Annotated in this window: 24 protein-coding genes; 14 read left to right on the plus strand and 10 right to left on the minus strand. The window is 45.0% G+C overall.

The window, feature by feature from the left end:
• Positions 1-151 precede the first annotated feature (151 nt).
• The 5 genes from R7041_RS07115 to R7041_RS07135 all read left to right on the plus strand — a co-directional run bounded on the left by R7041_RS07115 (position 152) and on the right by R7041_RS07135 (position 6,124).
• Entirely contained in the window at positions 152-1,162 is a 1,011-nt protein-coding gene (locus tag R7041_RS07115) for a putative 2-aminoethylphosphonate ABC transporter substrate-binding protein (RefSeq protein ID WP_064369432.1), read from the plus strand.
• 436 nt (positions 1,163-1,598) lie between these two features.
• Complete coding sequence (locus R7041_RS07120) at positions 1,599-2,705, plus strand: putative 2-aminoethylphosphonate ABC transporter ATP-binding protein (RefSeq protein ID WP_005432488.1); 1,107 nt, start codon at positions 1,599-1,601, stop codon at positions 2,703-2,705.
• 8 nt (positions 2,706-2,713) lie between these two features.
• Positions 2,714-4,438: a putative 2-aminoethylphosphonate ABC transporter permease subunit gene (locus R7041_RS07125; protein WP_064369431.1), complete on the plus strand. Its 1,725-nt coding sequence runs from the start codon at positions 2,714-2,716 to the stop codon at positions 4,436-4,438.
• 9 nt (positions 4,439-4,447) lie between these two features.
• Positions 4,448-5,152: a phosphonate utilization transcriptional regulator PhnR gene (phnR, locus tag R7041_RS07130; protein ID WP_005442366.1), complete on the plus strand. Its 705-nt coding sequence runs from the start codon at positions 4,448-4,450 to the stop codon at positions 5,150-5,152.
• 66 nt (positions 5,153-5,218) lie between these two features.
• Positions 5,219-6,124 carry an EamA family transporter gene (locus R7041_RS07135; RefSeq protein WP_064369430.1) on the plus strand — a complete coding sequence of 302 codons (906 nt, stop codon included), beginning with the start codon at positions 5,219-5,221 and terminating at the stop codon, positions 6,122-6,124.
• Between the two features lie 92 nt (positions 6,125-6,216).
• On the opposite strand, the gene R7041_RS07140 is transcribed toward R7041_RS07135, so the two are convergent.
• Complete coding sequence (locus R7041_RS07140; RefSeq protein WP_009705052.1) at positions 6,217-6,768, minus strand: outer membrane beta-barrel protein; 552 nt, start codon at positions 6,766-6,768, stop codon at positions 6,217-6,219.
• A 43-nt stretch (positions 6,769-6,811) separates the two neighbouring features.
• Complete coding sequence (locus R7041_RS07145; protein WP_064369429.1) at positions 6,812-7,723, minus strand: VirK/YbjX family protein; 912 nt, start codon at positions 7,721-7,723, stop codon at positions 6,812-6,814.
• Positions 7,724-8,135: 412 nt separating this feature from the next.
• Between R7041_RS07145 and R7041_RS07150 the strand changes: the two genes are divergently transcribed.
• The 5 genes from R7041_RS07150 (at position 8,136) to R7041_RS07170 (ending at position 13,857) form a co-directional block, all read left to right on the plus strand.
• On the plus strand, positions 8,136-8,495 hold the full coding sequence (locus tag R7041_RS07150; protein WP_064369428.1) for a DUF3316 domain-containing protein: 360 nt from the start codon (positions 8,136-8,138) through the stop codon (positions 8,493-8,495).
• Between the two features lie 218 nt (positions 8,496-8,713).
• Positions 8,714-10,114 carry an FAD-dependent oxidoreductase gene (locus R7041_RS07155; protein WP_064369427.1) on the plus strand — a complete coding sequence of 467 codons (1,401 nt, stop codon included), beginning with the start codon at positions 8,714-8,716 and terminating at the stop codon, positions 10,112-10,114.
• A gap of 113 nt (positions 10,115-10,227) precedes the next feature.
• Positions 10,228-11,352, plus strand: coding sequence for a M14-type cytosolic carboxypeptidase (locus R7041_RS07160; RefSeq protein ID WP_064369426.1), 1,125 nt, complete (start codon positions 10,228-10,230; stop codon positions 11,350-11,352).
• Positions 11,353-11,806: 454 nt separating this feature from the next.
• On the plus strand, positions 11,807-12,787 hold the full coding sequence (locus tag R7041_RS07165; RefSeq protein ID WP_005374035.1) for an OmpA family protein: 981 nt from the start codon (positions 11,807-11,809) through the stop codon (positions 12,785-12,787).
• A gap of 200 nt (positions 12,788-12,987) precedes the next feature.
• The gene (locus R7041_RS07170) at positions 12,988-13,857 is read left to right on the plus strand and encodes a LysR substrate-binding domain-containing protein (protein WP_064369425.1); all 870 of its coding nucleotides are present in this window, start codon (positions 12,988-12,990) and stop codon (positions 13,855-13,857) included.
• Positions 13,858-13,925: 68 nt separating this feature from the next.
• Here the strand turns inward: R7041_RS07170 and R7041_RS07175 are convergent, their stop codons facing one another.
• Positions 13,926-14,801, minus strand: coding sequence for a LysR family transcriptional regulator (locus R7041_RS07175; protein WP_064369424.1), 876 nt, complete (start codon positions 14,799-14,801; stop codon positions 13,926-13,928).
• A gap of 248 nt (positions 14,802-15,049) precedes the next feature.
• On the opposite strand from R7041_RS07175, the gene R7041_RS07180 reads away from it, so the two are divergent.
• Positions 15,050-15,286: a hypothetical protein gene (locus R7041_RS07180; protein WP_005374030.1), complete on the plus strand. Its 237-nt coding sequence runs from the start codon at positions 15,050-15,052 to the stop codon at positions 15,284-15,286.
• A gap of 121 nt (positions 15,287-15,407) precedes the next feature.
• Here R7041_RS07180 and R7041_RS07185 read toward each other — a convergent pair whose 3' ends face one another.
• Positions 15,408-16,778 carry an L-serine ammonia-lyase gene (locus R7041_RS07185; protein ID WP_005374028.1) on the minus strand — a complete coding sequence of 457 codons (1,371 nt, stop codon included), beginning with the start codon at positions 16,776-16,778 and terminating at the stop codon, positions 15,408-15,410.
• 131 nt (positions 16,779-16,909) lie between these two features.
• Here R7041_RS07185 and R7041_RS07190 point away from each other — a divergent pair, with 131 nt between their 5' ends.
• On the plus strand, positions 16,910-17,752 hold the full coding sequence (locus R7041_RS07190) for a YdcF family protein (RefSeq protein WP_005374027.1): 843 nt from the start codon (positions 16,910-16,912) through the stop codon (positions 17,750-17,752).
• Here the strand turns inward: R7041_RS07190 and R7041_RS07195 are convergent.
• Positions 17,742-18,398 (minus strand): hypothetical protein, encoded by a 657-nt coding sequence (locus tag R7041_RS07195; protein WP_005374025.1) that lies wholly within the window; start codon positions 18,396-18,398, stop codon positions 17,742-17,744. The genes R7041_RS07190 and R7041_RS07195 overlap by 11 nt on opposite strands.
• 249 nt (positions 18,399-18,647) lie before the next feature.
• Positions 18,648-18,914 carry a DUF333 domain-containing protein gene (locus R7041_RS07200; RefSeq protein WP_005374023.1) on the minus strand — a complete coding sequence of 89 codons (267 nt, stop codon included), beginning with the start codon at positions 18,912-18,914 and terminating at the stop codon, positions 18,648-18,650.
• 277 nt (positions 18,915-19,191) lie between these two features.
• Between R7041_RS07200 and R7041_RS07205 the strand changes: the two genes are divergently transcribed.
• Positions 19,192-19,710 carry an NUDIX hydrolase gene (locus tag R7041_RS07205; RefSeq protein ID WP_005374021.1) on the plus strand — a complete coding sequence of 173 codons (519 nt, stop codon included), beginning with the start codon at positions 19,192-19,194 and terminating at the stop codon, positions 19,708-19,710.
• Positions 19,711-20,132: 422 nt separating this feature from the next.
• On the opposite strand, the gene R7041_RS07210 is transcribed toward R7041_RS07205, so the two are convergent.
• The 4 genes from R7041_RS07210 to flgA all read right to left on the minus strand — a co-directional run bounded on the left by R7041_RS07210 (position 20,133) and on the right by flgA (position 22,533).
• Complete coding sequence (locus R7041_RS07210; protein WP_054579235.1) at positions 20,133-20,879, minus strand: lytic transglycosylase domain-containing protein; 747 nt, start codon at positions 20,877-20,879, stop codon at positions 20,133-20,135.
• On the minus strand, positions 20,860-21,297 hold the full coding sequence (gene flgN, locus R7041_RS07215) for a flagellar export chaperone FlgN (RefSeq protein WP_005374018.1): 438 nt from the start codon (positions 21,295-21,297) through the stop codon (positions 20,860-20,862). Before flgN ends, R7041_RS07210 begins: the two co-directional genes overlap by 20 nt.
• A 20-nt stretch (positions 21,298-21,317) precedes the next feature.
• On the minus strand, positions 21,318-21,599 hold the full coding sequence (gene flgM, locus R7041_RS07220) for a flagellar biosynthesis anti-sigma factor FlgM (RefSeq protein ID WP_005374016.1): 282 nt from the start codon (positions 21,597-21,599) through the stop codon (positions 21,318-21,320).
• Positions 21,600-21,735: 136 nt separating this feature from the next.
• A complete protein-coding gene (flgA, locus tag R7041_RS07225) occupies positions 21,736-22,533 on the minus strand; it encodes a flagellar basal body P-ring formation chaperone FlgA (protein ID WP_064369423.1) in 798 nt (265 codons plus the stop codon).
• A 77-nt stretch (positions 22,534-22,610) separates the two neighbouring features.
• On the opposite strand from flgA, the gene flgB reads away from it, so the two are divergent.
• Entirely contained in the window at positions 22,611-22,973 is a 363-nt protein-coding gene (flgB, locus tag R7041_RS07230) for a flagellar basal body rod protein FlgB (protein ID WP_005374013.1), read from the plus strand.
• Position 22,974: the final 1 nt, after the last annotated feature.

Consider the following 22,974-nt stretch of genomic DNA (forward strand, 5'->3'; position numbering starts at 1 on the left):
AGAAAATGGCGGATCAATTGAACGATTATTCATCGATAATTTTCGTAAAACTGCCATTTAATGGTCATGAATTCGTCACAAAGGCTCAGTAGGGTGTATATCGTCAACTGGTACAGACCAAATGAAAACTTAGCCAAATTAACTGGAGAAAATGATGAAAAACCGTTTGATGAAAGGATCGCTGGCTGCACTTGTCTCTCTGCTAGCTACGAATGCAATGGCAGCACAGGAAGTCACGGTTTACACCGCTTTCGAAACTGACATTCTTGCTAAATACAAGTCTGCGTTTGAGAAAGAGAACCCAGGTATCAAGATTAAGTGGGTTCGTGATTCAACCGGTATCATGACGGCGAAATTGCTGGCAGAAAAGAACAACCCTCAAGCGGAAGTGGTTTGGGGTCTTGCTGGCTCGTCAATGGCACTGCTTAAAGATGAAGGTCTTCTTAAGCCTTACACACCAAAAGGTTTGGAAGAGCTGCACGCGAACCTAAACGACCCTCAATCAAACCAAGCTTGGTTCGGTAACGATGCGTTCTTTAACGCAGTTTGTTTCAACGAAGCGGTAGCAAAACAGTTGAACCTACCTAAGCCAACATCTTGGGAAGACCTAACGAAGCCGGTTTACAAAGGTCACATTGCAATGCCTAACCCAGCGTCTTCAGGCACTGGCTACATGCAGGTTTCTGCTTGGCTACAAAACATGGGTGAAGATCAGGCATGGAACTACATGCGTGACCTAGACAAGAACATTGCACACTACACGCACTCTGGCTCTAAGCCATGTGTTCAAGCGGGCATGGGTGAAGTGGCTATCGGTATTTCGATGGCAAGCCGCGGCGCGAAGCTGAAAACACAAGGCGCACCACTAGCGGTTATCACACCAAAAGGTATCGGCTGGGAATCAGAAGCTGTTGGTCTAGTAAAAGAATCGGATGCAGCGAAACGTGTTGTCGACTGGTCAATCTCTAAAGCTGCAAACGAGCTTTACGTAGAAATGTACCCAGTGGTTGCACATAAAGAAGTGAAAGCGACCGTGTCTAACTTCCCGAACGTTCAAGAGAACATGGCGAAGATGGACTTCGCGCAAATGGGTAGCAAGCGTGCAGAGATCCTAGCGGCATGGTCTGAGAAGTTCGACGCGAAATCAGAGCCAAAGTCTTAATTGAATTTGCTTGAGTTGAATGTTGAAATCCACCTCGGTTGAGGTGGATTTTTTGTTTCTGTAAGAGGCGAAAGTCAAAAGCCAAAAAGCAGCAAGCCCACCTAACCTCCCCTTGGCTTTAAGTTCTGGGGACTACAACAGTCACGCTGGTAAAGGGGAGGGACTAACTGTACTTGTTGCTCGTGATAGGGAAAGCATCAAAGTCTGTATAACGGGGGGCACTAAGCTCACCATGAAAAAGAAAACTCTCCCCCTTGATAACCGCATTCAAATGCTTGGCAAACTATGCTGATAAAAGGGGGAGTTGGAGGGGGTTGCAAGCGTAGAAACAAACCTCATCACCCTTCATCTATTTGTCATCTTCTGGCTATAAATTTGTCATTGGAACGTAACACTCCAAAACTAAAGTTGGTATATACCATCTGGAGCGTGTGTTATGTCAACTAACCAACATTACCTAAATATCGAAAATGTAGTGAAGCAATTCGGACAGTTCACTGCATTAAAGAAAATCTCGCTAGCGATTGAAAAGGGCGAGTTTGTTTGTTTTCTTGGTCCTTCTGGCTGCGGTAAAACCACTCTGCTACGTGCCATTGCAGGTTTAGACTTGCCAACGTCTGGTGCGATTTTTCAAAACGGTCAAGAGACCACATTCCTACCACCAGAGAAGCGCGATTTTGGCATCGTATTCCAATCTTACGCGCTGTTTCCGAACCTAACTGTGCAAGAGAACATTGCGGTGGGTTTGAAAAACCAAGGTATGTCGACCAAAGAAGCGTTAGAGAAGGTGGATTACTGGCTAGAAACCATTGGTCTTCCAACCTCTGGCGAGAAATTTCCTAACCAACTTTCTGGTGGTCAGCAGCAGCGTGTTGCTTTGGCTCGTGCATTGGCGTTGTCACCGGGTCTACTGTTACTTGATGAGCCGCTGTCAGCGCTGGATGCAAAAGTACGTGTTCACTTACGTGATGAGATTTGTAAGCTGCAACGCAAGCTGGGCATCACCACCATCATGGTTACGCACGATCAGGATGAAGCGTTGTCGATGGCGGATCGTATCGTGGTAATGAACCATGGTGTGATTGAGCAAGTCGGCACACCTCAAGAGATCTACCAACAACCAGCCACGCGCTTTGTCGCTGAGTTTGTCGGCAGCATGAACTTTATAGAAACCTCAGTCGCAACCGACTCCCAAGTGCGCATTGCGGAAACCTTGATGCCAGCGCCCAGCTTGACTAATCGTAAGATCCAACGCGGTGACCGCTTCGACCTTGCGGTGCGTCCTGAAAGCATCAAGTTCGTTGAAAACTACACCAACTCTTTACCAGTGCGAGTAACGGCTACCGAGTTTTTGGGGGCGTTTTTCCGCATTGATTGCGTATTGCAAAACGACAGCTCAACGAAAACCATCGTCGTGGATGTGCCTGTGGAAACGGTTCAAAAACTCAATATCAAGGCGGGCGATGTACGTTACATCCAGTTTGCTGAAGAAGGGCTGCATGGTTACGCCGTGCCCTCGGTTGATAAAGCGCTAGCGGCGTAGGTGTAAACATGGATGCGAAGACAATGACGATGAATAGCCTGACCACTCAAGACAAAGCAAAATCCCTACTCGGACGTGTCAGCCGCGACAACCTAGTGTTGTTCGGTTTGCTCGCTGGCTTGTCGACCATGATGGTGCTGTTCATCTTAATGCCGCTCTGGGCTATGTTGACCAAGAGTGTGCAAAATGCCAATGGCGAATTTGTCGGATTGGCAAACTTTGCGACATACTTTTCCTCTTCAAGCTTGTGGGTGTCGGTGGGTAACACCTTCACTTTAGGCGTGATTGTGACCTCGGTAGTGGGTGTGCTTGCGTTTGGATATGCCTACGCGCTGACTCGCTCATGCATGCCGTTTAGAGGTTTGTTCCAAATCCTAGGCACTGCGCCAATCCTTGCGCCTTCGTTGTTACCGGCGATCAGTTTGATCTTCCTTTTCGGTAATCAAGGCATTGCCAAAGAGATGCTGTTAGGAAACTCGATTTATGGCGTGATTGGTATCTCGATGGGTTTGATCTTCTGGACCTTCCCTCATGCATTGATGATCTTAACCACTTCGTTGCGCACTTCAGATGCCCGTTTGTATGAAGCAGCCCGCGCACTTAAAACTTCACCAATCAAAACCTTCTTTATGGTGACGTTACCTGCAGCGAAATACGGTTTGATCAGTACGCTCATTGTCGTCTTTACGCTGGTTATCACGGACTTTGGTGTGCCGAAAGTGATTGGTGGAAGCTACAACGTTCTGGCGACTGACATTTTCAAGCAAGTGGTGGGACAACAAAACTTTGCCATGGGTGCGGTGACCAGCATTATGTTGTTATTCCCTGCGGTAATGGCATTTGGTGCAGACCGCTGGGTACAGAAAAAGCAAAAGAGCTTATTTGACACACGCTCGGTGCCTTATCAGCCAGAACCCAACAAAGCGCGCGACAGCATCTGTTTGGTTTACTGCAGCATCATTTCTATTGCAGTGCTGGCTGTGCTTGGCATGGCGGTGTATGGCTCGTTAGTGACGTTCTGGCCTTGGAACAAAGCGCTGACGCTAAACAACTACAACTTTGCTGAAATGAGCACTTACGGTTGGAGCCCATTCTTCAATTCGCTAACGCTGGCAGGCTGGACGGCAGTGATCGGTACAGCCATTATCTTTGTCGGTGCTTACTGCATTGAGAAAGGGCGTGCGTTTGGTCCAATTCGTCAGGTGATGCAAATGCTCAGCGTGGTGCCAATGGCAGTTCCGGGTATGGTGCTTGGCTTGGGTTACATCTTTTACTTCAACGATGCGAACAATCCTCTGAACGTACTTTATGGCACCATGGCATTCTTGGTAATTAACACGGTAGTGCATTACTACACAGTGGGTCACATGACCGCCCTGACAGCGCTAAAGCAGTTGCCATCGGAGATTGAAGCCACGGCGGCATCGGTGAAGCTTCCTCAATACAAGTTGTTCTTTAAAGTGACATTACCTGTGTGCTTACCTGCGATTTTGGACATTGCGACTTACTTGTTTGTTAATGCATTGACCACCACTTCTGCGGTAGTATTCCTTTACTCAACCGATACGATTCCGGCTTCGGTCTCGATTCTGAATATGGACGATGCAGGTCAAACTGGCGCTGCAGCGGCAATGGCTGTGATGATCATGATTGCTGCCGCAATTGCGAAGATTGTTCAGATGACTTTGGGTAAATTGTTAGAGAATCGCACACAAGCTTGGCGCAAAAGATAAGGACACTTCGTGCAATACGTAAAAATTAAAGATTCGATTGTTGAACAGATTGAAGCGGGCATGCTATCGCCGCGTCAAAAACTGCCAGCAGAGCGTAAGTTGGCGGAGTCGTTCGATACTACACGCGTCACTCTGCGTGAAGCTTTATCACTGCTAGAAGCGGAAGGTCGAATCTATCGCGAAGATCGCCGAGGTTGGTTTATCTCACCTGAGCCATTGCGTTACGATCCAACCCAAACTCTGAACTTCCCGAACATGGCGAAAGCGCAAAATCGTGTGCCAAAAACGGAGTTGGTCGCAGCAAAAGGGACGTTGGCAAACAAACAAGCCGCGCGCTTGCTGGACTTGCAGCCTTTCTCGGATGTGTATCGAGTTGACCGTGTGCGATACCTTGAAGATAGACCTGTGGTATTCGTAACAAACTACATTCGCCCAGAGCTGTTTCCGAACCTGTTGGACTACGATTTATCAAATTCACTGACGGACATTTATCGCGATCATTATGGCGTAACGTATCAAAAGATTCGCTACCGCATTTCAACCAGCACTTTGTTGGGTGAAATGGCTCAGGCACTGCGCGCGACAGCTGGCACGCCAGCGATGGTGGTGGAGCGCATCAACTACAACCAGCACGGTGAGTTGATTGATTGCGATATCGAGTATTGGCGACACGATGCCATCAGCATTGAATCTCTAGCGGAACTCAATCGTTAAGTGGATTTTCTCATCATCTAAGGCTCCATCTCGGGGCCTTTATTTTATTCAGACAGGAACATTGAAATGGATTTGTTGGCGATTGGTCTCGTCGTTTTTTCTGCTGTTCTCCATGCGGGCTGGAATATCCTTGGTAAAAGCAACTCAGGCTCTGGACTCGCGTTTACTATGGCAGCCAGCTTCTCTGCCTGTGCCATTCTTACCCCTTATTTGATTTGGTATTTGGCGACCATTGGCTGGACATCATTACCGAGTGAATTTTGGGGATTGCTGTTCATTAGCGGCATTTCACAAATGGTTTATTTGGTCGGTTTGATTGTCGCTTATAAGCACACTGATGTGGGGGTGGTTTATCCGATTGCTCGGGCACTGCCTGTGATGATGGTCGGCGCAATCAGTGTTGCATTGGGGCATGAATTATCCAGTCAGCAGTGGCTTGGATTCTTGCTGATTACCCTTGGTTGTATGCTGGTACCACTGACGAATTTTCGTCAGATGACATTGGGCTCTTATTTGAACGTTGGTGTGTTCTGGGCATTGATTGCCGCAATAGGCACAACGGGTTACTCGGTAGTCGATAAAGAAGCGCTGAGTTTACTCACAGGACAAGCATCAGAGATCTTGAATGATCAGTACAGTGCAATCTTCTACTTGGGCGTGCAGTTTTGGGCAATTGGTATTCCAGCCCTTGTATGGTGCTTAGCTACGGGCAAGCCAGATGAGATTAAGACAGCGTGGCAGATCCGCAAAACAGCTAGCATGGCAGGGGTAATGATGGCATCTACCTACGGCTTGGTGTTGTTTGCGATGACAATGACAGACAACGTGAGTTTGGTGGTGGCACTAAGGCAAATCAGCATCGTGTTTGGATTGTTTATGGGGATTTGGTTTCTGTCTGAGAAATGGTATCTCACCCGAGGGCTTGGCGTTACTTCTATCGTGGCGGGGATCGTTCTTGCGTTGACGAACTGACTCATATTGATGAAAGAAAAAGGCAGCGACTCAGGCCATCGCTGCCTTTTTCTTTTTGAGTTTTTGGGGAAGGGGTAGGAGTATAAGGGACGTCAGAAACGCAATTGAGCGCCGAACATCACGCCACCAGAATCAAAATCACTGTTCTTTGAGTACACATACTCTGCGTTTAAACCAAAGTGCTTGTAGCTCCATCCTAATCCTGCTGCTGCTTCACCACCAACGCTAGTGTGTTCAATGTTTCGGCTCTGTCCATTCACCTTGTAAGTGTACTCAAGGGTGTAGAGCGTCATACCTGCTTTACCGTAAAGTTCGAAACCAGCACCAAGAGGATAGCTCGCATAGCCGCTTAATCGTGGGCCGGAAAAGCTCGTGTCGGTAACCTCTGAAATTGGGCTTAACAGCGTTGAGCCAATACCATCAAACGCCCCTTTGAAGCCCGCTTCAATCCCGAAGTTTTGCGTCGGCATGTATCGGTAATAAACTTCACCAAGAAACATATCACCGGATTCTTCACTTGCGGGGGCGTCATAGCTTACACCGCCATAACCTAGGTTCGTGCCTATGATGTGCTTGCTTGTACTTGCGTTCGCCGATAGGGAAAGAGTCGACAACACCAGAGCAGCAACGAATGAATAACGCATGAACGTTTCTCCTCAGCTTTTTAGCTTTTAGCCTTTTAGCTTTTTAGTTTCTTAGTACTTGTTCGAATGTTGCTTTGGTGTTGTCTAGCCATTCATAACGACGACGGTACATCGAACGTTTAGATCGCGACATGCCTTCGATATCTCTACGGGGTGCATTTACATCAATTGAGTAAAAATGACGATTGTATTCGGTGCCGCCCAATTCTTGCCAGAGTGCATCGTAATCCGTTTTTATTCGCCCTTTGCTGTAACGTTTAGCTGCGTAAGTATGGGACTGCGTTTTCACCGCTAGAATCGTATTTACTTCCCAAATTTGTGCGAGCAAAGTGAGCAAGCTCACCATCAAGCTTTTTGGTCTCTGTCCGTAAAGCTTACGAGTTAGCTTTTTAATTTTCGCGTTGTTTTCTTCACTGCTTCGCGGTCCTTGTAAGCCTCCAATCATAATGCTGCGTCCAGATTCGATGTGACCTAGCGTAAAAGAGAGCGTGTAGAAGTTGCCATCTTCAGCGCTGTGCAGCACTAGGCTCATGTCGCCTTCTTTTTGATAACGTGCTTCGTATACTAATCTCACCGAGTACAGTATTTCGTCAATTTCAAAAGAGGCTAATGTTAGGCCTTTCGAGTCTGTGTAGATTTCTTCGATTGTTTGTTTAGAAAACAGTTCTGAAATAGTTTTATAGTGATCAACTACCAAGTTAGAACGATCGAACGCTGAGTTGTTTTTGATGATATACGGACGAAACGGTTTCTCTAAAAACCGATGCGTACGTGTACAAAGCAACTCTAACAATGACGATTCAATATTGTCTGAAAGGTGCTTAAATGCACGTTTGTAATAAAGCGCACGTAAGATGAACTTAGCTCTGTAGGTCCAAATTGGCTTGTAGACATCAGCATAATCATCTGAGTAAATCGATTTGCTATGGTAAAAAATGGATTTGTTCGCGGTCATTTTCACTCCAGATTAACTTGTGCTCAATAGCGACAATTAAGAACCGACGGACGAGCAGCGAAGAACCCGAAAAGGAGGAATGCAAAGCACGACTGAAAAGAGGTGGTTTTTGCTGTGTCCGACGTTTTTGTAAGGTTTTGAACACTGTTCTTTTGCTGGAATTCTAAGAGAAAATTGACCTTAGGTATTGTATGGTTTGGTAAGGAAATGTCAGGTTGAAACCCATTGTTCAAAAGGAAGAAAATGCGAATGTCGGCTGAATATGACGTTGAGTTGCTAAGTTAATGTGAAATAAGTTGAACGAAAATTGAACATTATTTGAAATTGTTTTGACGTGTTTTAGGTCTTTATACGTACCTTATAAGTATCGAGCCAATTTTGGCCCGATGTAAAGGTAAGTAAGGAGAGGTTTATGAAACGCTTAACAACTTTAGCAAGTACGATTGCTCTGATTGCTGCACCTTCTATGGCTCTTGCTGGTGGTTATCATTGGACAAACGATACCGAAACTATCCATGGCGACGTAATGGATAGCAAACAAGCGGCTTATGAAATGGGCCGAGACATGATCCAAAGCTACCAAAATAAATCATCTGGACAACTCCGTGATGAGTTTACGAGCCTTACAACGTATGTTGATCGCCAATCGTTTTCTATCACTGACTCAAAAGTCATGGTAAATGAGTTCTTGCAAAGTGACGGGCAAGTTGTTTACCAGCCTATTCTCAATGTTCAATACGAGTACCGCATGCGTGATACCGGTAAATATTAACCAGTAAGATGGACTCGAATTGTTTACCACTAATATTTTTGCTGTTTGTTTTGGGGAGCCACGAGCTCCCCATTTTGTTTTTGTTGGAAGCGAAAATTCGCACACTCTCAGTGCAACATTTTCTATCGCTCAGCGTTAGATTTTCTTGCTCGTTGATTGTCATCATCGTTTGTAAAGTGTTTGCGGAAATGGATGTAACGCACTAACGAGGATACCCGATGACACATCATTCATATTGGTTCAAGCAGGCAATTGAAGCTGAGCAACCAGAAACGCCACAACCGTTACAGCAGAACATTAATACTGACGTTGCGATTGTTGGTGGCGGATACACCGGACTTTGGACCGCGATTATGATTAAGCAGCAATCTCCGGAAAAAAAGGTAGTCGTGATTGAAAAAGGCCTTTGTGGCAGTGGTGCATCGGGCGCAAACGGCGGTTGTATGCTGACTTGGTCTACCAAGTTTCCGACATTGAAACGGTTATTCGGTGAAGAACATGCTGCTTGGTTAGTAAAAGAGTCGGAACAAGCAGTGCTAGAGATTGACGACTTTTGTCAGCAGCACAACATCGATGCGCACTTATCGTTGAAAGGGGTTTATTACACTGCAACCAATCAGGCTCAAACTGGGGGAATGCAGCCAGTTGTGGACGAGTTAAAGCGATTAGAAGTGAACAGTTGGCGTCGTTGCTCGGTGGAGGAACTGCGTGCCAATGCGGGTTCACCTCGACATATAGAAGGCTTTCACTCTCCAGTTGCAGCCAGCGTTCAACCTGCATTATTAGTGAGGGGGTTACGCCGTGTTGCTATTGATCTGGGTGTAGAAGTTTATGAGAACACGCCGATGACGCGTCTAGATTATGGAAAACCTGCCACTGTCCGTACACCTAAAGGAAATGTTCAAGCGCAGCAGGTGGTATTGGCATTAAATGCATGGATGGTGGAGCAGTTTAAACAGTTCAAAAACAGTATCGTGGTGGTCTCTTCCGACATGGTGATCACCAAGCCGCTTGGTGACGCACTACCTCTATCTGGTTGGCAGGCAGGTTCTAGCGTGTTGGATTCACGTATCTTCGTCCACTATTACCGAGATACGCCAGATGGCCGTTTGATGTTGGGGAAAGGCGGCAATCAGTTTTCTTTCAATAACCAAGTTGACGCAATGTTTAACAAGCCAACACGCTACCAAGGTCTACTGCGCAAGTCGTTCGATAAGTTGTTTCCTCATTTGAGAGGAGAGGAGTTTGCTTATTCATGGACGGGGGGCTCTGATCGTTCTGCTACTGGTTTCCCTTTTTTCGGCGAGCTAGATAAACAGAGCAATATCTTTTACGGATTTGGTTATTCAGGCAATGGTGTAGCGCAGACTCGAATGGGCGGAAAGATCTTATCTTCATTGATATTGGGAATCGATAACGAGTGGACGAACAGTGGTTTAGCCAAAGGACCGTTGGGGTATTTCCCACCAGAACCGCTTCGCTGGACCGGGGCTATGATAGTGCGCAACGCGGTACGTCGCAAAGAGGAAGCAGAAGATAACGAGAAAACGCCGTTTATCTGGGATAAGTGGCTAGCAAAACTTGCAGGACCAGCAGGCAAAGCGGATAAGCTTGACTAAACTGAAGACTTTAGCCACAAACGAGACAGTTTGCAGTGAAAGTCATTGGGGCGCGATGAAGCCTTGTGTTAGCCTCTGTCTTTCAAGCTCAGATTTAAAAGGTGAGTCATAAAATGAAAGTATTCAGCAACTTCGATAGCGGCAGCATTCACGTAGTGAAAGCGGACGACAAAAACGACATCCAACTCAAAATTCCTAACGACAATATGTCGGAATTCTACCAGTGGTTCCACTTCCGTCTTGAGACAGAAGCCGAGCAATCACACACCATCAAATTGCTTGATTTGGCTAAATCGGCTTATCCAGAAGGATGGCAAGGTTACGATGTGGTTGCGTCTTACGATCGTGAAGAATGGTTCCGAGTACCGGCAGAGTTCGATGGCGACACGCTGACTTTCACTGTAATCCCTGAGCGCAGCTCAATTTACTTCGCGTACTTTGCGCCATACACGTACGATCGTCATTTAGACTTGTTACACATGGCACAAAGCTCGCACCACTGCCAACTTGAAACACTAGGCCATACATTAGACGGCAACGACATGAGCCTGCTTACTTTCGGTGAGCCAGAAGAAGGTAAAAAGAAAATCTGGATGATTGCACGTCAGCACCCAGGTGAGACAATGGCGGAATGGTTCATGGAAGGTATGATCCAACGTCTGTTAGATGAAAACGACACGGTTGCGCGTGCATTGCTTGAAAAAGCGGTGCTTTACGTCGTACCAAACATGAACCCAGACGGTGGTATTCGCGGTCACTTGCGTACCAACGCAGTAGGTGTAAACCTAAATCGTGAATGGCAAACGCCATCAATGGAAAAGAGCCCAGAAGTCTACCTTGTGCGTCAGCGCATGCTGGAAACGGGTGTTGACATGTTTTTAGATATCCATGGCGATGAAGCGATTCCGTATAACTTCGTCGCTGGCTCAGAAGGTATTCCTTCTTACGATGAAAATCTTGCCGCTTTAGAGGTATCATTTAAGCAAGCGTTATTGACTATTACGCCAGAGTTCCAAGATGAGATTGGTTACGATAAAGATGAGCCTGGTAAAGCGAATTTGACGGTGGGTTCAAATTGGGTTGCAGAGCAGTTCAAATGCTTGTCTTACACAATCGAAATGCCATTTAAAGATAACAACAATCACCCTGATCCACTTTACGGTTGGTCTCCTGAGCGTAGTGTCTTGTTTGGGCAAGATGTATTAGCTGCAACTTTAACCGTAGCGGATAAAATTTAGCGCGACGAGTTAACGCTTTTTCATTATTTCGAAAACAGCTCATTTAAATGAGCTGTTTTTTTGTGCTCTCCATATCCACGCTCCCCTGTAAAAATTTGTTGCCATTCACAAGCTTAAATGATGATTCTTAAATTTGAGAAAGTGGCTTTTTATGGTGATTTGCGTCACAGAAAGTTGGCTTCTTTGTGATATTCTCCGCAACGAATTGACTATGGCTAAACCAACGCAACGAACTTTATTTTTCGGTTGGGTATGCGGATGAAGCTCATGAATAGATGGTCTTGAGGTTACCTTTTTCCGTTTTACGTCATTGGCGTTTGAATATCATTTTTGATTCTTTCCTACGCTATTTAGCTATTTCTATTCGAAGAAAAGAGAAAGTTACGGCTTCATATTTTACGGCAGTATGCTGCCGCGATGTGTTGCTTTGTGTACAAGAAAAAGGAAAAGAATAATGAAAAAAATCGCTATAGCAGTGGCTACTGTACTTGCTGGTGGTGTGATCTCAAACGTTGCACTTGCTGACACTTACATGGGCGGTAAAGTAGGTTACAACTCTCTAAACGATGCGTGTTACCTGAACGAACCTTGTGACGACGACAGTTTTGCAGCATCTATGCACTTAGGCTACAGCTTCAACAAGTACGTTGCGGCAGAGTATGGTGTTGATTACCTTGGTGACTTCACTGCAAACTTTAAAAAGCCTGGCCTAAACACCGTTGATGGTGATCTTTGGGCATTGACGCTTGCTCCTAAATTTAACCTACCACTAACTGATTCTTGGAATCTATTCGCGAAAGTTGGTGCTGCATACATGATGGCTGGTGACGAGAAAGATTTCGTACCAACTGGCTCTCTGGGTGCTGAATACCAAATCAACTACAACTGGAGCCTACGTGCTGAATACCAACGCTACCAAGATATGTCTGATGATGTAATTGAAGATATGGATTCAGATTTCTTCGGTATCGGTTTCAACTACAAGTTTGGTTCTGAGCCAGTCGTTCAAGAAAAAGCCGTTGAAGAGGTGGTAGAAGCACGTCCTGCAACACGCATTGTAGATCACGTTTACCCTGCTCAAACAACAGCGACAGTACAATTCGACTTAGAAAGTGCAGAAGTGAAAGACGCGTCGAACCTTTCTGGTACCGTTGATTTGATGAATACTTACCCACAAGCTCAAGTTGAGATCACGGGTTACAGCGATACGACAGGTTCTGCTGCTTACAACAAGCAACTCACAGAAAAACGTGCGAAAGCCGTTGCTGACGAGTTCCAAGCAAAAGGTATTGCGGCTGAGCGTATGACAGTGAAAGGCATGGGTGAAGCTAACCCAGTGGCAAGCAACGAGACACGTCAAGGTCGTCAAATGAACCGTCGTGTTGAAGTGGTTGTTCCTGCGTTTGAATACCAAACAACTGAAAAAGCAGAATAACTCCTGCTTAAGATAAAGTTCCAAAAGCCAGCGTGTATCACGCTGGCTTTTTTGATCCCGCTTAACAAACTAAGTAGTTGTGTAGAAACATAGTTATATCGGGACGCTTTGACATATGCTCAACATACGTAAACTCAGCACCTTCATCAATTTGTCATCACCAGTTCATAGCATGACAGCCAAGTGTTTGGGAGAATGATATGCAAAGTTTACCGCCGCTCAATTTGCTCCGAGCTTTTGAAGCCACGGCGCGACTACAGAGTTTTACAAAGGCCGCAGAGGAGCTAAATGTGACTCGTGCGGCCGTCAGCCAACAGGTGAAATCGCTAGAGTCACAGCTCAATGCGACGTTATTCGAGCGCAAGGGCACGCACCTTACGCTGACCTGCTCAGCACAAGAATACTGGCCTGTGGTTAATCATGTGCTTCAAACATTGTCGACCACGACGCAGCATTTATTTACTCGTCCTAAGAATACGCAAGTTAACTTACATGTCGCTCACAGCTTTTGCTCTCAGTGGTTAATGCCAAGGTTGGCTGATTTTCAGCGACAATTCCCAGACATTTCCTTTAAAATCTCGACCACTGCTAATACGGTTCCAAACGCCAGTGCGATTGCGGATATCGAAATTATTAACGGAGATGGAGATTGGCAAGAGCAAGAAGCCATACGATTAACCCAAGAAAACTGGATTGTTGTCGCAAGCCCCGGCTTTATGCATTTAAACCCGATAAATGACCTCTCGCAGTTAGCTAAAGCGCCTAAAATCTGTACTAGCGGTTATCATGAATCTTGGCAAGAGTGGCTTTCACACCAAGGTTACCAAGGGAAGGTGAGCAAAGTCGTCGCCGAGTTTGAACACTCATTGCTTGCTATTCATGCTGCGATTAATCAACTTGGCGTGTTGCTGGTAAGAGACTTTCTTGTTGAGGATGAGCTGCAACAGGGCGTATTAGTCCAGGCTGGAAATTGGCATATGCCAAGTTCTGGTGCACATTATATGATGGTTCGAGCATCCGAAAAATCACACGTAAACACCTTTGCTCAATGGTTAATACAGAGTCTTTAATGTTCGTTCAGCGAGTGAGTAGAGCGCATGTGTGGTTTAGCTATTATTAGCAGTAGCAAGTCATCAGTCTAGGACTGAGCGACATGCTTAATGACATCTAATAACCACTGATTTACCGGAGCTTGCTGTTGAGAGCGACGACAGCTCATCACGTAGCGAACATCAAGCTCTAGCCCAGCAGGAAGCGCGATACTCCGGCAATCCTTAGGAACATGTCCACTCATCGTTATGCCAAAATGATTCGTTTGCAGAAGCACTTTTTGAATCATCGCTGGATGCTCAATTTCCACTTTAGGTGTGGTTCTAAAACCCATATGTTTGAGCCTTTCCAACACTGGGTATCGGTAGTCGTTCCATCCCGGCGTTTTAAAAAGTATAAAAGGGTATTCTTCTAGTTCTTGGGAGTTTTGAGCGGGATGATCTTGTCGAACAAAAAATACCGCTTTTCCTCGCCCTAGTTCGGTCTGAACAATTGACTGTGGCAGATCTTCATCAAAGTAATGAATCGCAATGGCGTTTTCACCGTCAATTAATCGTTTTTTTGCTTCGCTACCCCAGCGCAAACATGAGAATTTTGCGTTTGGGGCGTGCTTTAGTAACTCCAAGTAAAACTTGTCACCAAAGTACTCCCAAAACAATGTGTTGGCATAAATAGTGATTGAACCGTCAAAATGAGTTGGTGAAAAATGCTGTGGTTTGATGGAATCAATACTGTTGATTATTTGCTCAAAATGCGCAATGTTCGCTTCCACAAAAGCTGTTGGTTCAAAGCCATTTTTGGTCTGAACGAATAGCGGATCATTGAGCTGAGTTTTCATCTTTGTCAGATTTTTGCTGATTGCTCCTGACGTTTTACCGAGTGATTCTGCGACTAACCGGACGTTACGTAACTCATACATCCGTTTTAATACCAAAATATTTTGAATATCCAGATTAACGCTCATACATTGTCTCGCTTGGCTTTTGTCGACAAATCATATCGCTGAATTTCTTAAGAAAAGACAACGCTCGGTCAATTTAAGTTGCTGCCTTATCCCTGATTTATTGAAGGTAACGATAAGTTATTCTTGGTTACATCAGTTTATTAGCATGGATTTCCATTTGGTAAATAATGGCTTTCCTCGTATGAGCGCGTTTCTGTTGTTACAGTTTTTCCACCGACAGAAAGTAAGAACGATAATAGAGGTGATGTATGAAAAAACTAATCGCACTTGTTTTGATGGTTTGCTCAACAAACGTAGCATTTGCTGGCGATGGGTCATACACGGGCACGATTGATATGACGATGGCAACGAAAAATCAGGTTGACGTAGAGCGTGCAGATTCTCAATTGACGCTGAAGGGTCGCAATGAAATGGCTTATGGCGGTGTAACAATCCATTCGGATGCTGCAACTCAAAAAATTGAACTTCGTGGTCGACGTGATTAATCGAATAGTTTCTTGTTAAGAAAATGCCGCGAAGAACGCGGCATTTCTATATGTAATATCATCAGATCACAATTACCAGATAAGCGCATGGTGAGAAGCTAAGCGCAATGACCACTTGCCATTATTCGCATGGCGGTGCCATATGAATGACAGCTAAGCCCCCCAAAGAGGTTTCACGGTATTTTTTATTCATATCTTTACCAGTCTGATACATGGTTTCGATAACTTTATCTAACGAAATTAAGCATTTACTTGTGCGCTTTAATGCCATACGCGATGCATTAATCGCTTTCATTGCTCCCATGGCATTTCTTTCAATACAAGGTACTTGAACCAAGCCGCCAATCGGGTCACAAGTCATACCCAATGAATGCTCCATCGCAATTTCCGCAGCAATACAAATCTGCTCGTTACTGCCCCCTCTTAGCGCTGTTAAGCCAGCGGCAGCCATGGATGAAGAAACCCCAACTTCTCCCTGACACCCCACTTCTGCACCAGAAATTGACGCGTTAGTTTTATATAAGATGCCGATAGCGCCGGCGACTGCGAGAAAGTCTTTTAGCTGTTTAACATCGAGCTCTTTGATGAAGCGATGGTAGTACATCAATACCGCCGGAATCACCCCTGCTGCACCATTCGTTGGAGAAGTGACGACTTGCCCTCCTGCTGCATTTTCTTCACTAACCGCAAAGGCAAAGAGATTGATCCAATCCATGATCTCCATCGGATCGTTTTCAACTGCAGCGTTGGCTTCGAGCTTTTTCAAAAGGTTTGGTGCTCGACGAGTGACATTTAGACCACCTTCCAAAATCCCTTCCGTATCGAAGCCACGTTGCATGCAGAGCGACATCACTTTCCAAATTTGCTCTGCTCTTTGGTTAATTTCTTCGTCTGAGCGAAATGCGAGTTCGTTTTGGAGGATCATGCCTCCCAAGCTGAAACCGTTCGTCTCGGCTTTTTCCAGCATCTCATCTGCGGATGTAAACGGAAATGGTACTGCGACCTCATTTTGTTGCGTGCCGTTCTCTAGTTCGTCGGCGGTGGCGATGAATCCGCCCCCAATGGAGTAATAAATTTCAAACGCTACTTGATCTCCAGCTGCGTCTAATGCCGTAATCGTCATACCATTTTCATGCAGGGGAAGGTTGTCGCTATGAAAGACGATGTCATGGTCGTAGCTAAACTCAATCTGGTGTGTACCGGCGAGCATGAGCGTATTATTGTCTATGGTATTTTGTAGCGCACTTTTGGCACTGCTCATTTTGATGGTATCAGGTTTATTTCCCATCAAACCAAGGACCGTGGCTCGGTCTGTATGGTGCCCTCGACCTGTCAGTGACAATGAGCCATAAAGGTCCACTTGCACCCGATGCACTTTCGCCATAGAGTCGCTAACTAGCTGAGTGAAATGGAATCCGGCAAGCATAGGACCATTAGTGTGGGAGCTGGATGGCCCGACACCAATTTTAAATATATCGAAAATCGACAGCATAATTGACTTCCTTTAGCAGTGAACCTTTATAAAGGTCTCTAGAACAGTGTTGTTAACTAGATGTTAAAGCTTGTGGGTCGGGAGTGAAAGAAGATTTTTGTAACACTGCCAACTAAGCGCGAGATTTTAAAATGAAGTTAGACAACATCGTCATCGTTTTAGGTAAACGCCTCGTCAATAACAGGTTGACCTCTGAGGGCATAACCAGAGTCGAAGCTTTGTCTTGTAGGACTGCATCACTACCGACAGAGCGAACGGCGATTATTTTTTGTGGCGGAGTAACGCAAGGACAAAGTGTTTCTGAAGCAGAGGCGATGTACGCGTATTTTAGAACCCTAAACGCAGACTCTGTGAATCCGTTCCCTGAACGTCATATACTCTTAGAAACGGAGTCGTTGAACACGTTTCAAAACATGCGTTATGTTTCCCAAGTTTTGTGCAAAAGTGGGTTGTTCGAGTTATGGTCGGGGCATCCGGTTGAGGTTATCTTGCTGTCTAATGACTACCACCTCGAACGAATCATTGATATCCAGAATTTGATGGATGAGCAAGGCTTATTACGAGTACTTAAATCCGATTGCGAATCCATGGGGGTGACTCTCAATATTCCACTGGATATCAGCAAACATATTAGCGTGCCATACCCACATAAAGGGCTTATGGCGGAGACATTCTTGCTACTCGATGAACTCACAACCTACCGAGTTTATTTAGAAGGGGTCAAGCATGGCGTATTTTTCCGAGATTTATCAATTGTCCGAAAAAAGCCACTTATGATCGCAAGAGATGCTATTCACAAATTGCTCTCTTTCCCGCTCGATAAAGAGGCTTTGCAACATATTGGAGAAATGAAAAAGGCCGTCGAAATGACGGCCTTGGATGAATCTATAGGTGCTGCGGAAAAGGCATTAAGTATCTTCCATCCGATACTGACTGCATTGAACCGTCGCTTTGACCCAGAGTCTATTCATTAAGCTCGCGTTTTGTGCGGACGGCGCTTAATGCGATCAAACAGTAGCAAAGCAGTTCTATACCTTCTTCTGAGATATTTTTAACATCACGGATGTAATTTTCGTCCATCACTTGTTGCCAAAAACTACCCATACCATACAAACGAGAGAAGACTAATAATAGCATTACAGCACCAACTAATAGCTTCATATGTGGCACCGTTAAAATGGTCGCCATTTCGTTCATGGTACCTTTACCACCTTGGTAAGCTTTGGCGCAAGCCAGTGCGGTGACAGCAAGTGCTGGGAAAACCCAAGAGCCATGATGAATCATGTCTGTCCAATAGTCCGTTTCGCGAATAATCAGTACTGCAAAAAATCCTGCAATCAAAATAGCCGCATGCTTTAGCTGAGGCTGTTGTTTCGATAAGCTGAAAAACGACCATGATGCAATAGCAAGCATCACAAGCTGGAGCGTTTCTGTAACGGAAAGCTCGCCAAGGCTTGATCCCAACACGACATAATCAAGACGAAGACTAAGGTTAACGAGAATACTTATAGCGACAATCATCAAGGCGTTTAAACTCGATTTATAAATAATGCGCTTTGATTTTTCAGTAACAACGTTGCTTGGGGCTGACTCGGCTTCTTTTACTATTTGTGTTTTCATCTTGCTCACCTGTCCCAGAAAATGTGGAAGAAATGTGAATTAGTGTGATCTGTGTTTGGAATTTTATTGTCCAAGTGGAAAGTTATGTCAGGGGAATGTCAAGAATAGAACACTGTTCGATATAGGGTCGATGTGCGGTAAAGTCAGAGATATGTAAAAACAACGTAAGAACACTTTGATAAATCAAATAAAAAAGGAGCCCAAAGGCTCCTAAGTGATAGAGGGAAGGTGACGTATCGATAAAAATAATTAGTAGTTGTCACCCTCATTTTCTTTGTGATTCTCGCGATAGTATTCCCATTGCTCGACGCGTTCATTGTCCGACAGCACACAGTAAGTGACACGTTCGCCGTTTTCCGACACGGTATCCAGCTCACCACCTTGCTGAACACAGTATACGGCTGCGGGATTTGCAACGGAGGTATACTCAGTTGATCGGGTCGCTCCCTCGTAAGTTGAACAACCAGCCAGTACCAATGTTGCAGCCATAGCCATCATTAAATTTGTCTTTTTCATTCTTTATCTCCGCATGGGGTGGGCGAGTATTGTATTGATTATAGGCAACTTTAAGAGATTATTGTCTTATCGATGTTAAAAGTAAGAGGGACGTATAAGAATTTAGATATTCTCATTTATTGCTGATTAGCACGTCACACTTCTGTTCTAGGCGTATTGTTGTGAAGGTCATATCAATCACTTCCTGACAAGCGCTCGAACGTACCTGGTCTACAACAATGATTTAAAGTGTGAAATTCGGTAATATGCGCACAAAACATTGACCGTGGTATTTTCGATGAGACATTTAAAATCGACCGTTCATCCAGACATAGAGCATTTGGATGACAAAATTGTTTTTCAGCGCAATGCAGCGCGAGCCATTGTACTTGATGGTGAAGATGTGCTGTTGCTCTATACAGAACGTTACCATGACTACACGCTACCAGGCGGTGGTATTGATGATGGTGAAGATGTCATTGCTGGATTAGTCCGTGAATTAGAGGAAGAAACGGGCGCCCAAAATATACATGGTATTAAGCCTTTCGGAATCTTTGAGGAGTTTCGTCCGTGGTACAAGGATGACGCTGACGTGATGCACATGGTGTCGTATTGTTATACATGTAAAATCGAACGTGAGCTAGGCGAAACGGCGTATGAAGATTACGAAGTTAAAAATGGAATGCGCCCGGTATGGATGAACATACACGAAGCAATTGCACACAATGAAAAAACGATGGCAGAAAGCCCGAAAAAAGGCATGAGCATTGAGCGCGAAACGTTTTTACTTCAGTTGATTTCTAAAGAATTACTATAAACAGCTAGTTTGCATCATTACGACTTAGCTTCTGTTGGCTCTATTGTGGGCAAAGATTTTAGAGCAATAAAAAAGTCCGGACTCCCCCCCGGAACCCGGACTTATTCCAGACGCGCAAGCGAAGCGTCATCTTGATATGTTAGATTTGTTTCGAACTATGAAAACAATAGCTGTTTTACATTTAGTGTGTAAATAATTATTAGGTCTGACCATTGGTTTTCATGTTTTTTTGCAAACGCAATGTGACGCATATCTACCCAATTGGGGCGCTTTTTAGTAAACCACTACTCTTTCTTATCTTTGAGATACCTTACCTCAACTTTTTTGCACACGTTTGCATAGAGATCACGAGTTTTCAAATCCGCCGAACAGGATCTTGTGATTTTACGTTTCTCTGACATTGAGCTCTGTCGTAGCTTTTATCACAAATTAACTAGCGGAGGCAGTCGGCTAAAGTCGACCAGCGGTTGTGAAATCATAGGAGCGTCTGGAGCAAATAAGAGTAAAGGTTGAAATGATGAGGATTGTAACTGACCGATATCTATCAACTTTTCCAATGCATAGAAGCGGCTGACATATTGGCGAGTCTCGTTAGGCAGCGTGAGTTGTTGGAAATCTCGACTTCCTGCTCGCTGAATAGCACGTGCAACACGTCCTTCTCCGGCATTGTATGCAGCTAAAGTGAGAGCCATATTTTGATCGAATTTGTTGTATAAAAACGCCAGGTACTTGAGCGCGGCCGTTGTGCTAGCTTCTGTGTCAAAGCGATCGTCTTGTTTTGTATTTATCGTTAATCCGAATCGTTTCGCTGTGGTTGGTATCAATTGCCAAAGTCCGGCGGCGTTAGCGTGAGAAACGGCTTTGGGGTTGTAAGAAGATTCTAACATTGGCACTAAGGCTAGGCTATTTGGTAATGAGTGGTTTTGAAGCTGTTTGAAAATGTGGTTAATTACCGGCTTGGATGAATCGAGACGCTTGGCAATTTGTGGCTTGTATGGGGCTAATACTTGATACTGCGTTTGAATATCGACAGCATTTGGTTTTGCCTGGCATGTGAATGGAAGGTAGGACAGAAAGGCAATAAAAATAAAAAGGCCTACAGTACTCAGCCGAGATGGCGACTGAATCTGTAGGCAAGACGAACATCGTTTAGAACGATTTATCTTCATAAGTGTGTTGCACAGGTTGTTTGAGTTGACTGACCAACTCATGGAACGCCGCAGAGCTGTGGCCATTGCTCTGATTGTATTGTTGGCACTGACTTACCAACGTTTCCAATAGCGCCCATTGTTTTCTAGCTTGCATACCTATTTGGGCAGGCAAAGCATTGAAAATTCGTTTTACGCTGGCGTCATTACACGCTAACCCCAGCGCTCGCATACACTGGCTTCTGTCATTGGCGGAGCGGCTGAGTTTATTGAGTATCGGCATTTGTTTCTGAACATTGTCGTTCAGTGCCTCTCCATCAAACTTTAAGTACAATACCTTTTGCTGCTGCAGCAAAGGAAGCAGTTGTTGATAAAGCTTAATATCCTCAGATATAGAGCGAACAAATTGTTGAATTCGCTGCGATACTGCGCTTGCCATGATGTCTTCCTAGCGTTTTATTACTCGTGACCTGTATGGAACTGCATGATTGCCTTGGATAGCACTTTTGTATCTAGGCTAAGTTCACCACGCGCTAATGCGTTGCGTACTTGTTCTACTTTTTCCATATCAACATCAGGTAGTGATGCCATTTCAGCTTGAGCGCGATCTATCGCTACGGTATTCGCTTGAAATGCAGGCTCGTGTACTTTGCTCTGTTCGACGACGTCGACAGGCTGTTTGCTTGCTTGCTGTAATTTTGTTTGTGGGACATGACCGCCCGCGACTTTGTCGATTTTCATGCTGTGGTCCTCATCATCATGTTCTAAATTAAGTAGGCGGTTAGAATGTGATAAACATTAAATATTTTTTTTGTACTCGAAGTTCAGTGTTACTGACGAGAGCCAAAATTAAAAAATGTTACCCCGAGTCAAAAAATCAAAATTGAGTATGAACCTGGTTTAATCCAGTTACGACTGCTCTTATGACCTTGCCCGAACTTGGGTTTTCCACGTCAATTTGTTGCCCTTTCGCTCCATCTTCTAAGGCGACTCCTTTTGTGCTGGCACTAAATCCATTTTTGCTCGCAATGACTATGACTTCATTGCCTTTCTCGATTAGAGGTGGGGCCGACAAATTGGATGGATTAACCACTTGTCCAGCCCTCAAACGACGAGAGGTTTCTAAGCCTACTGCTTGCTCGGGGCGAGTATAAAAATCGTCTTGGCGAGAGATGGTTCGGGTTTCAAGCTTTATGTGTTTAGCCGTTACGACTTCATTTCGGCCAACCGTGGTTGTCGCGACCAAAACAGGCAGAGTCAGCGAAGACTTTATCGTAACGTTAATTCGCCATGGTGATGCGATATTGTCGCAGCTGACTGAGCGCTTGAGGTTACCGACTGGCAACGTGTTGTTGTCACGACCTGTGATAACTAAAGGCGATTGACATTCTGGCAAGTGATTGGCGGAACCGGGCACCCACATGTCGAAGTCCAGTTTGTACTTCCCCCACTGATTGGAGAGCGCTACGCGATCCACCTCTTGTTCGAAATCCGTTGCTACAACGGACCTTATCTCTTCAACGCTTAGGGTTTTGTCATTGGTGTTGGCGAATGCTTGTTCTGATGTCAAAGCGAGTAACGTCAGCATTATTGTTGAGGAAGTGGACACTTTCCTCTTGTTTTTAATGCTTTCCGAGAACCGGAAGTTTGGCTTCCATCCTTGTTTGTAAATCATTGATATATATGGCTATTTTTTATGGCACGTATCTTGTTTGTATGTTGGCGTATTCGAGCCAACTGTAAGGAAGATGCATGGCGATCACATTTGAAAATGCTTTAGGAGTACATCCAGAGGCACTTAATTTTCGCGTTCAGCGTACCAAAGTCCTCGCCAGTAACCTAGCAAATGTTGACACCCCTGGGTATTTGGCGAAAGACCTAAGTTTCACCACCGTAATGAACCAAGTAACGGCAGGTGGTGTGAACAAACCGGTGCCAAAGTTCCAGGTTCAGGCCCAATACTCGGTGCCTTACCAGAATAGCAAAAATGGCAACACCGTAGAGCTTGGTGTTGAACAAGCAAAATTCACGCAAAACAACATGGACTTTCAAACTAGCCTGACGTTTCTCAACATGAAATTTAATGGCTTAGCGAAAGCGATTGAGGGACGTTAAT

Origin of the sequence: Vibrio sp. 1751 (assembly GCF_033339895.1) — a bacterium.
GTDB lineage: Bacteria > Pseudomonadota > Gammaproteobacteria > Enterobacterales > Vibrionaceae > Vibrio > Vibrio alginolyticus.

What these genes read in the sequence shown, in the direction of transcription:
- R7041_RS07115 (WP_064369432.1), top strand. Translation starts at nt 152, where the DNA reads ATGATGAAAAACCGTTTGATGAAAGGATCGCTGGCTGCACTTGTCTCT.
- R7041_RS07120 (WP_005432488.1), top strand. Translation starts at nt 1,599, where the DNA reads ATGTCAACTAACCAACATTACCTAAATATCGAAAATGTAGTGAAGCAA.
- R7041_RS07125 (WP_064369431.1), top strand. Translation starts at nt 2,714, where the DNA reads ATGGATGCGAAGACAATGACGATGAATAGCCTGACCACTCAAGACAAA.
- R7041_RS07135 (WP_064369430.1), top strand. Translation starts at nt 5,219, where the DNA reads ATGGATTTGTTGGCGATTGGTCTCGTCGTTTTTTCTGCTGTTCTCCAT.
- R7041_RS07140 (WP_009705052.1), bottom strand. Translation starts at nt 6,768, where the DNA reads ATGCGTTATTCATTCGTTGCTGCTCTGGTGTTGTCGACTCTTTCCCTA.
- R7041_RS07145 (WP_064369429.1), bottom strand. Translation starts at nt 7,723, where the DNA reads ATGACCGCGAACAAATCCATTTTTTACCATAGCAAATCGATTTACTCA.
- R7041_RS07150 (WP_064369428.1), top strand. Translation starts at nt 8,136, where the DNA reads ATGAAACGCTTAACAACTTTAGCAAGTACGATTGCTCTGATTGCTGCA.
- R7041_RS07155 (WP_064369427.1), top strand. Translation starts at nt 8,714, where the DNA reads ATGACACATCATTCATATTGGTTCAAGCAGGCAATTGAAGCTGAGCAA.
- R7041_RS07160 (WP_064369426.1), top strand. Translation starts at nt 10,228, where the DNA reads ATGAAAGTATTCAGCAACTTCGATAGCGGCAGCATTCACGTAGTGAAA.
- R7041_RS07165 (WP_005374035.1), top strand. Translation starts at nt 11,807, where the DNA reads ATGAAAAAAATCGCTATAGCAGTGGCTACTGTACTTGCTGGTGGTGTG.
- R7041_RS07170 (WP_064369425.1), top strand. Translation starts at nt 12,988, where the DNA reads ATGCAAAGTTTACCGCCGCTCAATTTGCTCCGAGCTTTTGAAGCCACG.
- R7041_RS07175 (WP_064369424.1), bottom strand. Translation starts at nt 14,801, where the DNA reads ATGAGCGTTAATCTGGATATTCAAAATATTTTGGTATTAAAACGGATG.
- R7041_RS07180 (WP_005374030.1), top strand. Translation starts at nt 15,050, where the DNA reads ATGAAAAAACTAATCGCACTTGTTTTGATGGTTTGCTCAACAAACGTA.
- R7041_RS07185 (WP_005374028.1), bottom strand. Translation starts at nt 16,778, where the DNA reads ATGCTGTCGATTTTCGATATATTTAAAATTGGTGTCGGGCCATCCAGC.
- R7041_RS07190 (WP_005374027.1), top strand. Translation starts at nt 16,910, where the DNA reads ATGAAGTTAGACAACATCGTCATCGTTTTAGGTAAACGCCTCGTCAAT.
- R7041_RS07195 (WP_005374025.1), bottom strand. Translation starts at nt 18,398, where the DNA reads ATGAAAACACAAATAGTAAAAGAAGCCGAGTCAGCCCCAAGCAACGTT.
- R7041_RS07200 (WP_005374023.1), bottom strand. Translation starts at nt 18,914, where the DNA reads ATGAAAAAGACAAATTTAATGATGGCTATGGCTGCAACATTGGTACTG.
- R7041_RS07205 (WP_005374021.1), top strand. Translation starts at nt 19,192, where the DNA reads ATGAGACATTTAAAATCGACCGTTCATCCAGACATAGAGCATTTGGAT.
- R7041_RS07210 (WP_054579235.1), bottom strand. Translation starts at nt 20,879, where the DNA reads ATGAAGATAAATCGTTCTAAACGATGTTCGTCTTGCCTACAGATTCAG.
- flgN (WP_005374018.1), bottom strand. Translation starts at nt 21,297, where the DNA reads ATGGCAAGCGCAGTATCGCAGCGAATTCAACAATTTGTTCGCTCTATA.
- flgM (WP_005374016.1), bottom strand. Translation starts at nt 21,599, where the DNA reads ATGAAAATCGACAAAGTCGCGGGCGGTCATGTCCCACAAACAAAATTA.
- flgA (WP_064369423.1), bottom strand. Translation starts at nt 22,533, where the DNA reads ATGATTTACAAACAAGGATGGAAGCCAAACTTCCGGTTCTCGGAAAGC.
- flgB (WP_005374013.1), top strand. Translation starts at nt 22,611, where the DNA reads ATGGCGATCACATTTGAAAATGCTTTAGGAGTACATCCAGAGGCACTT.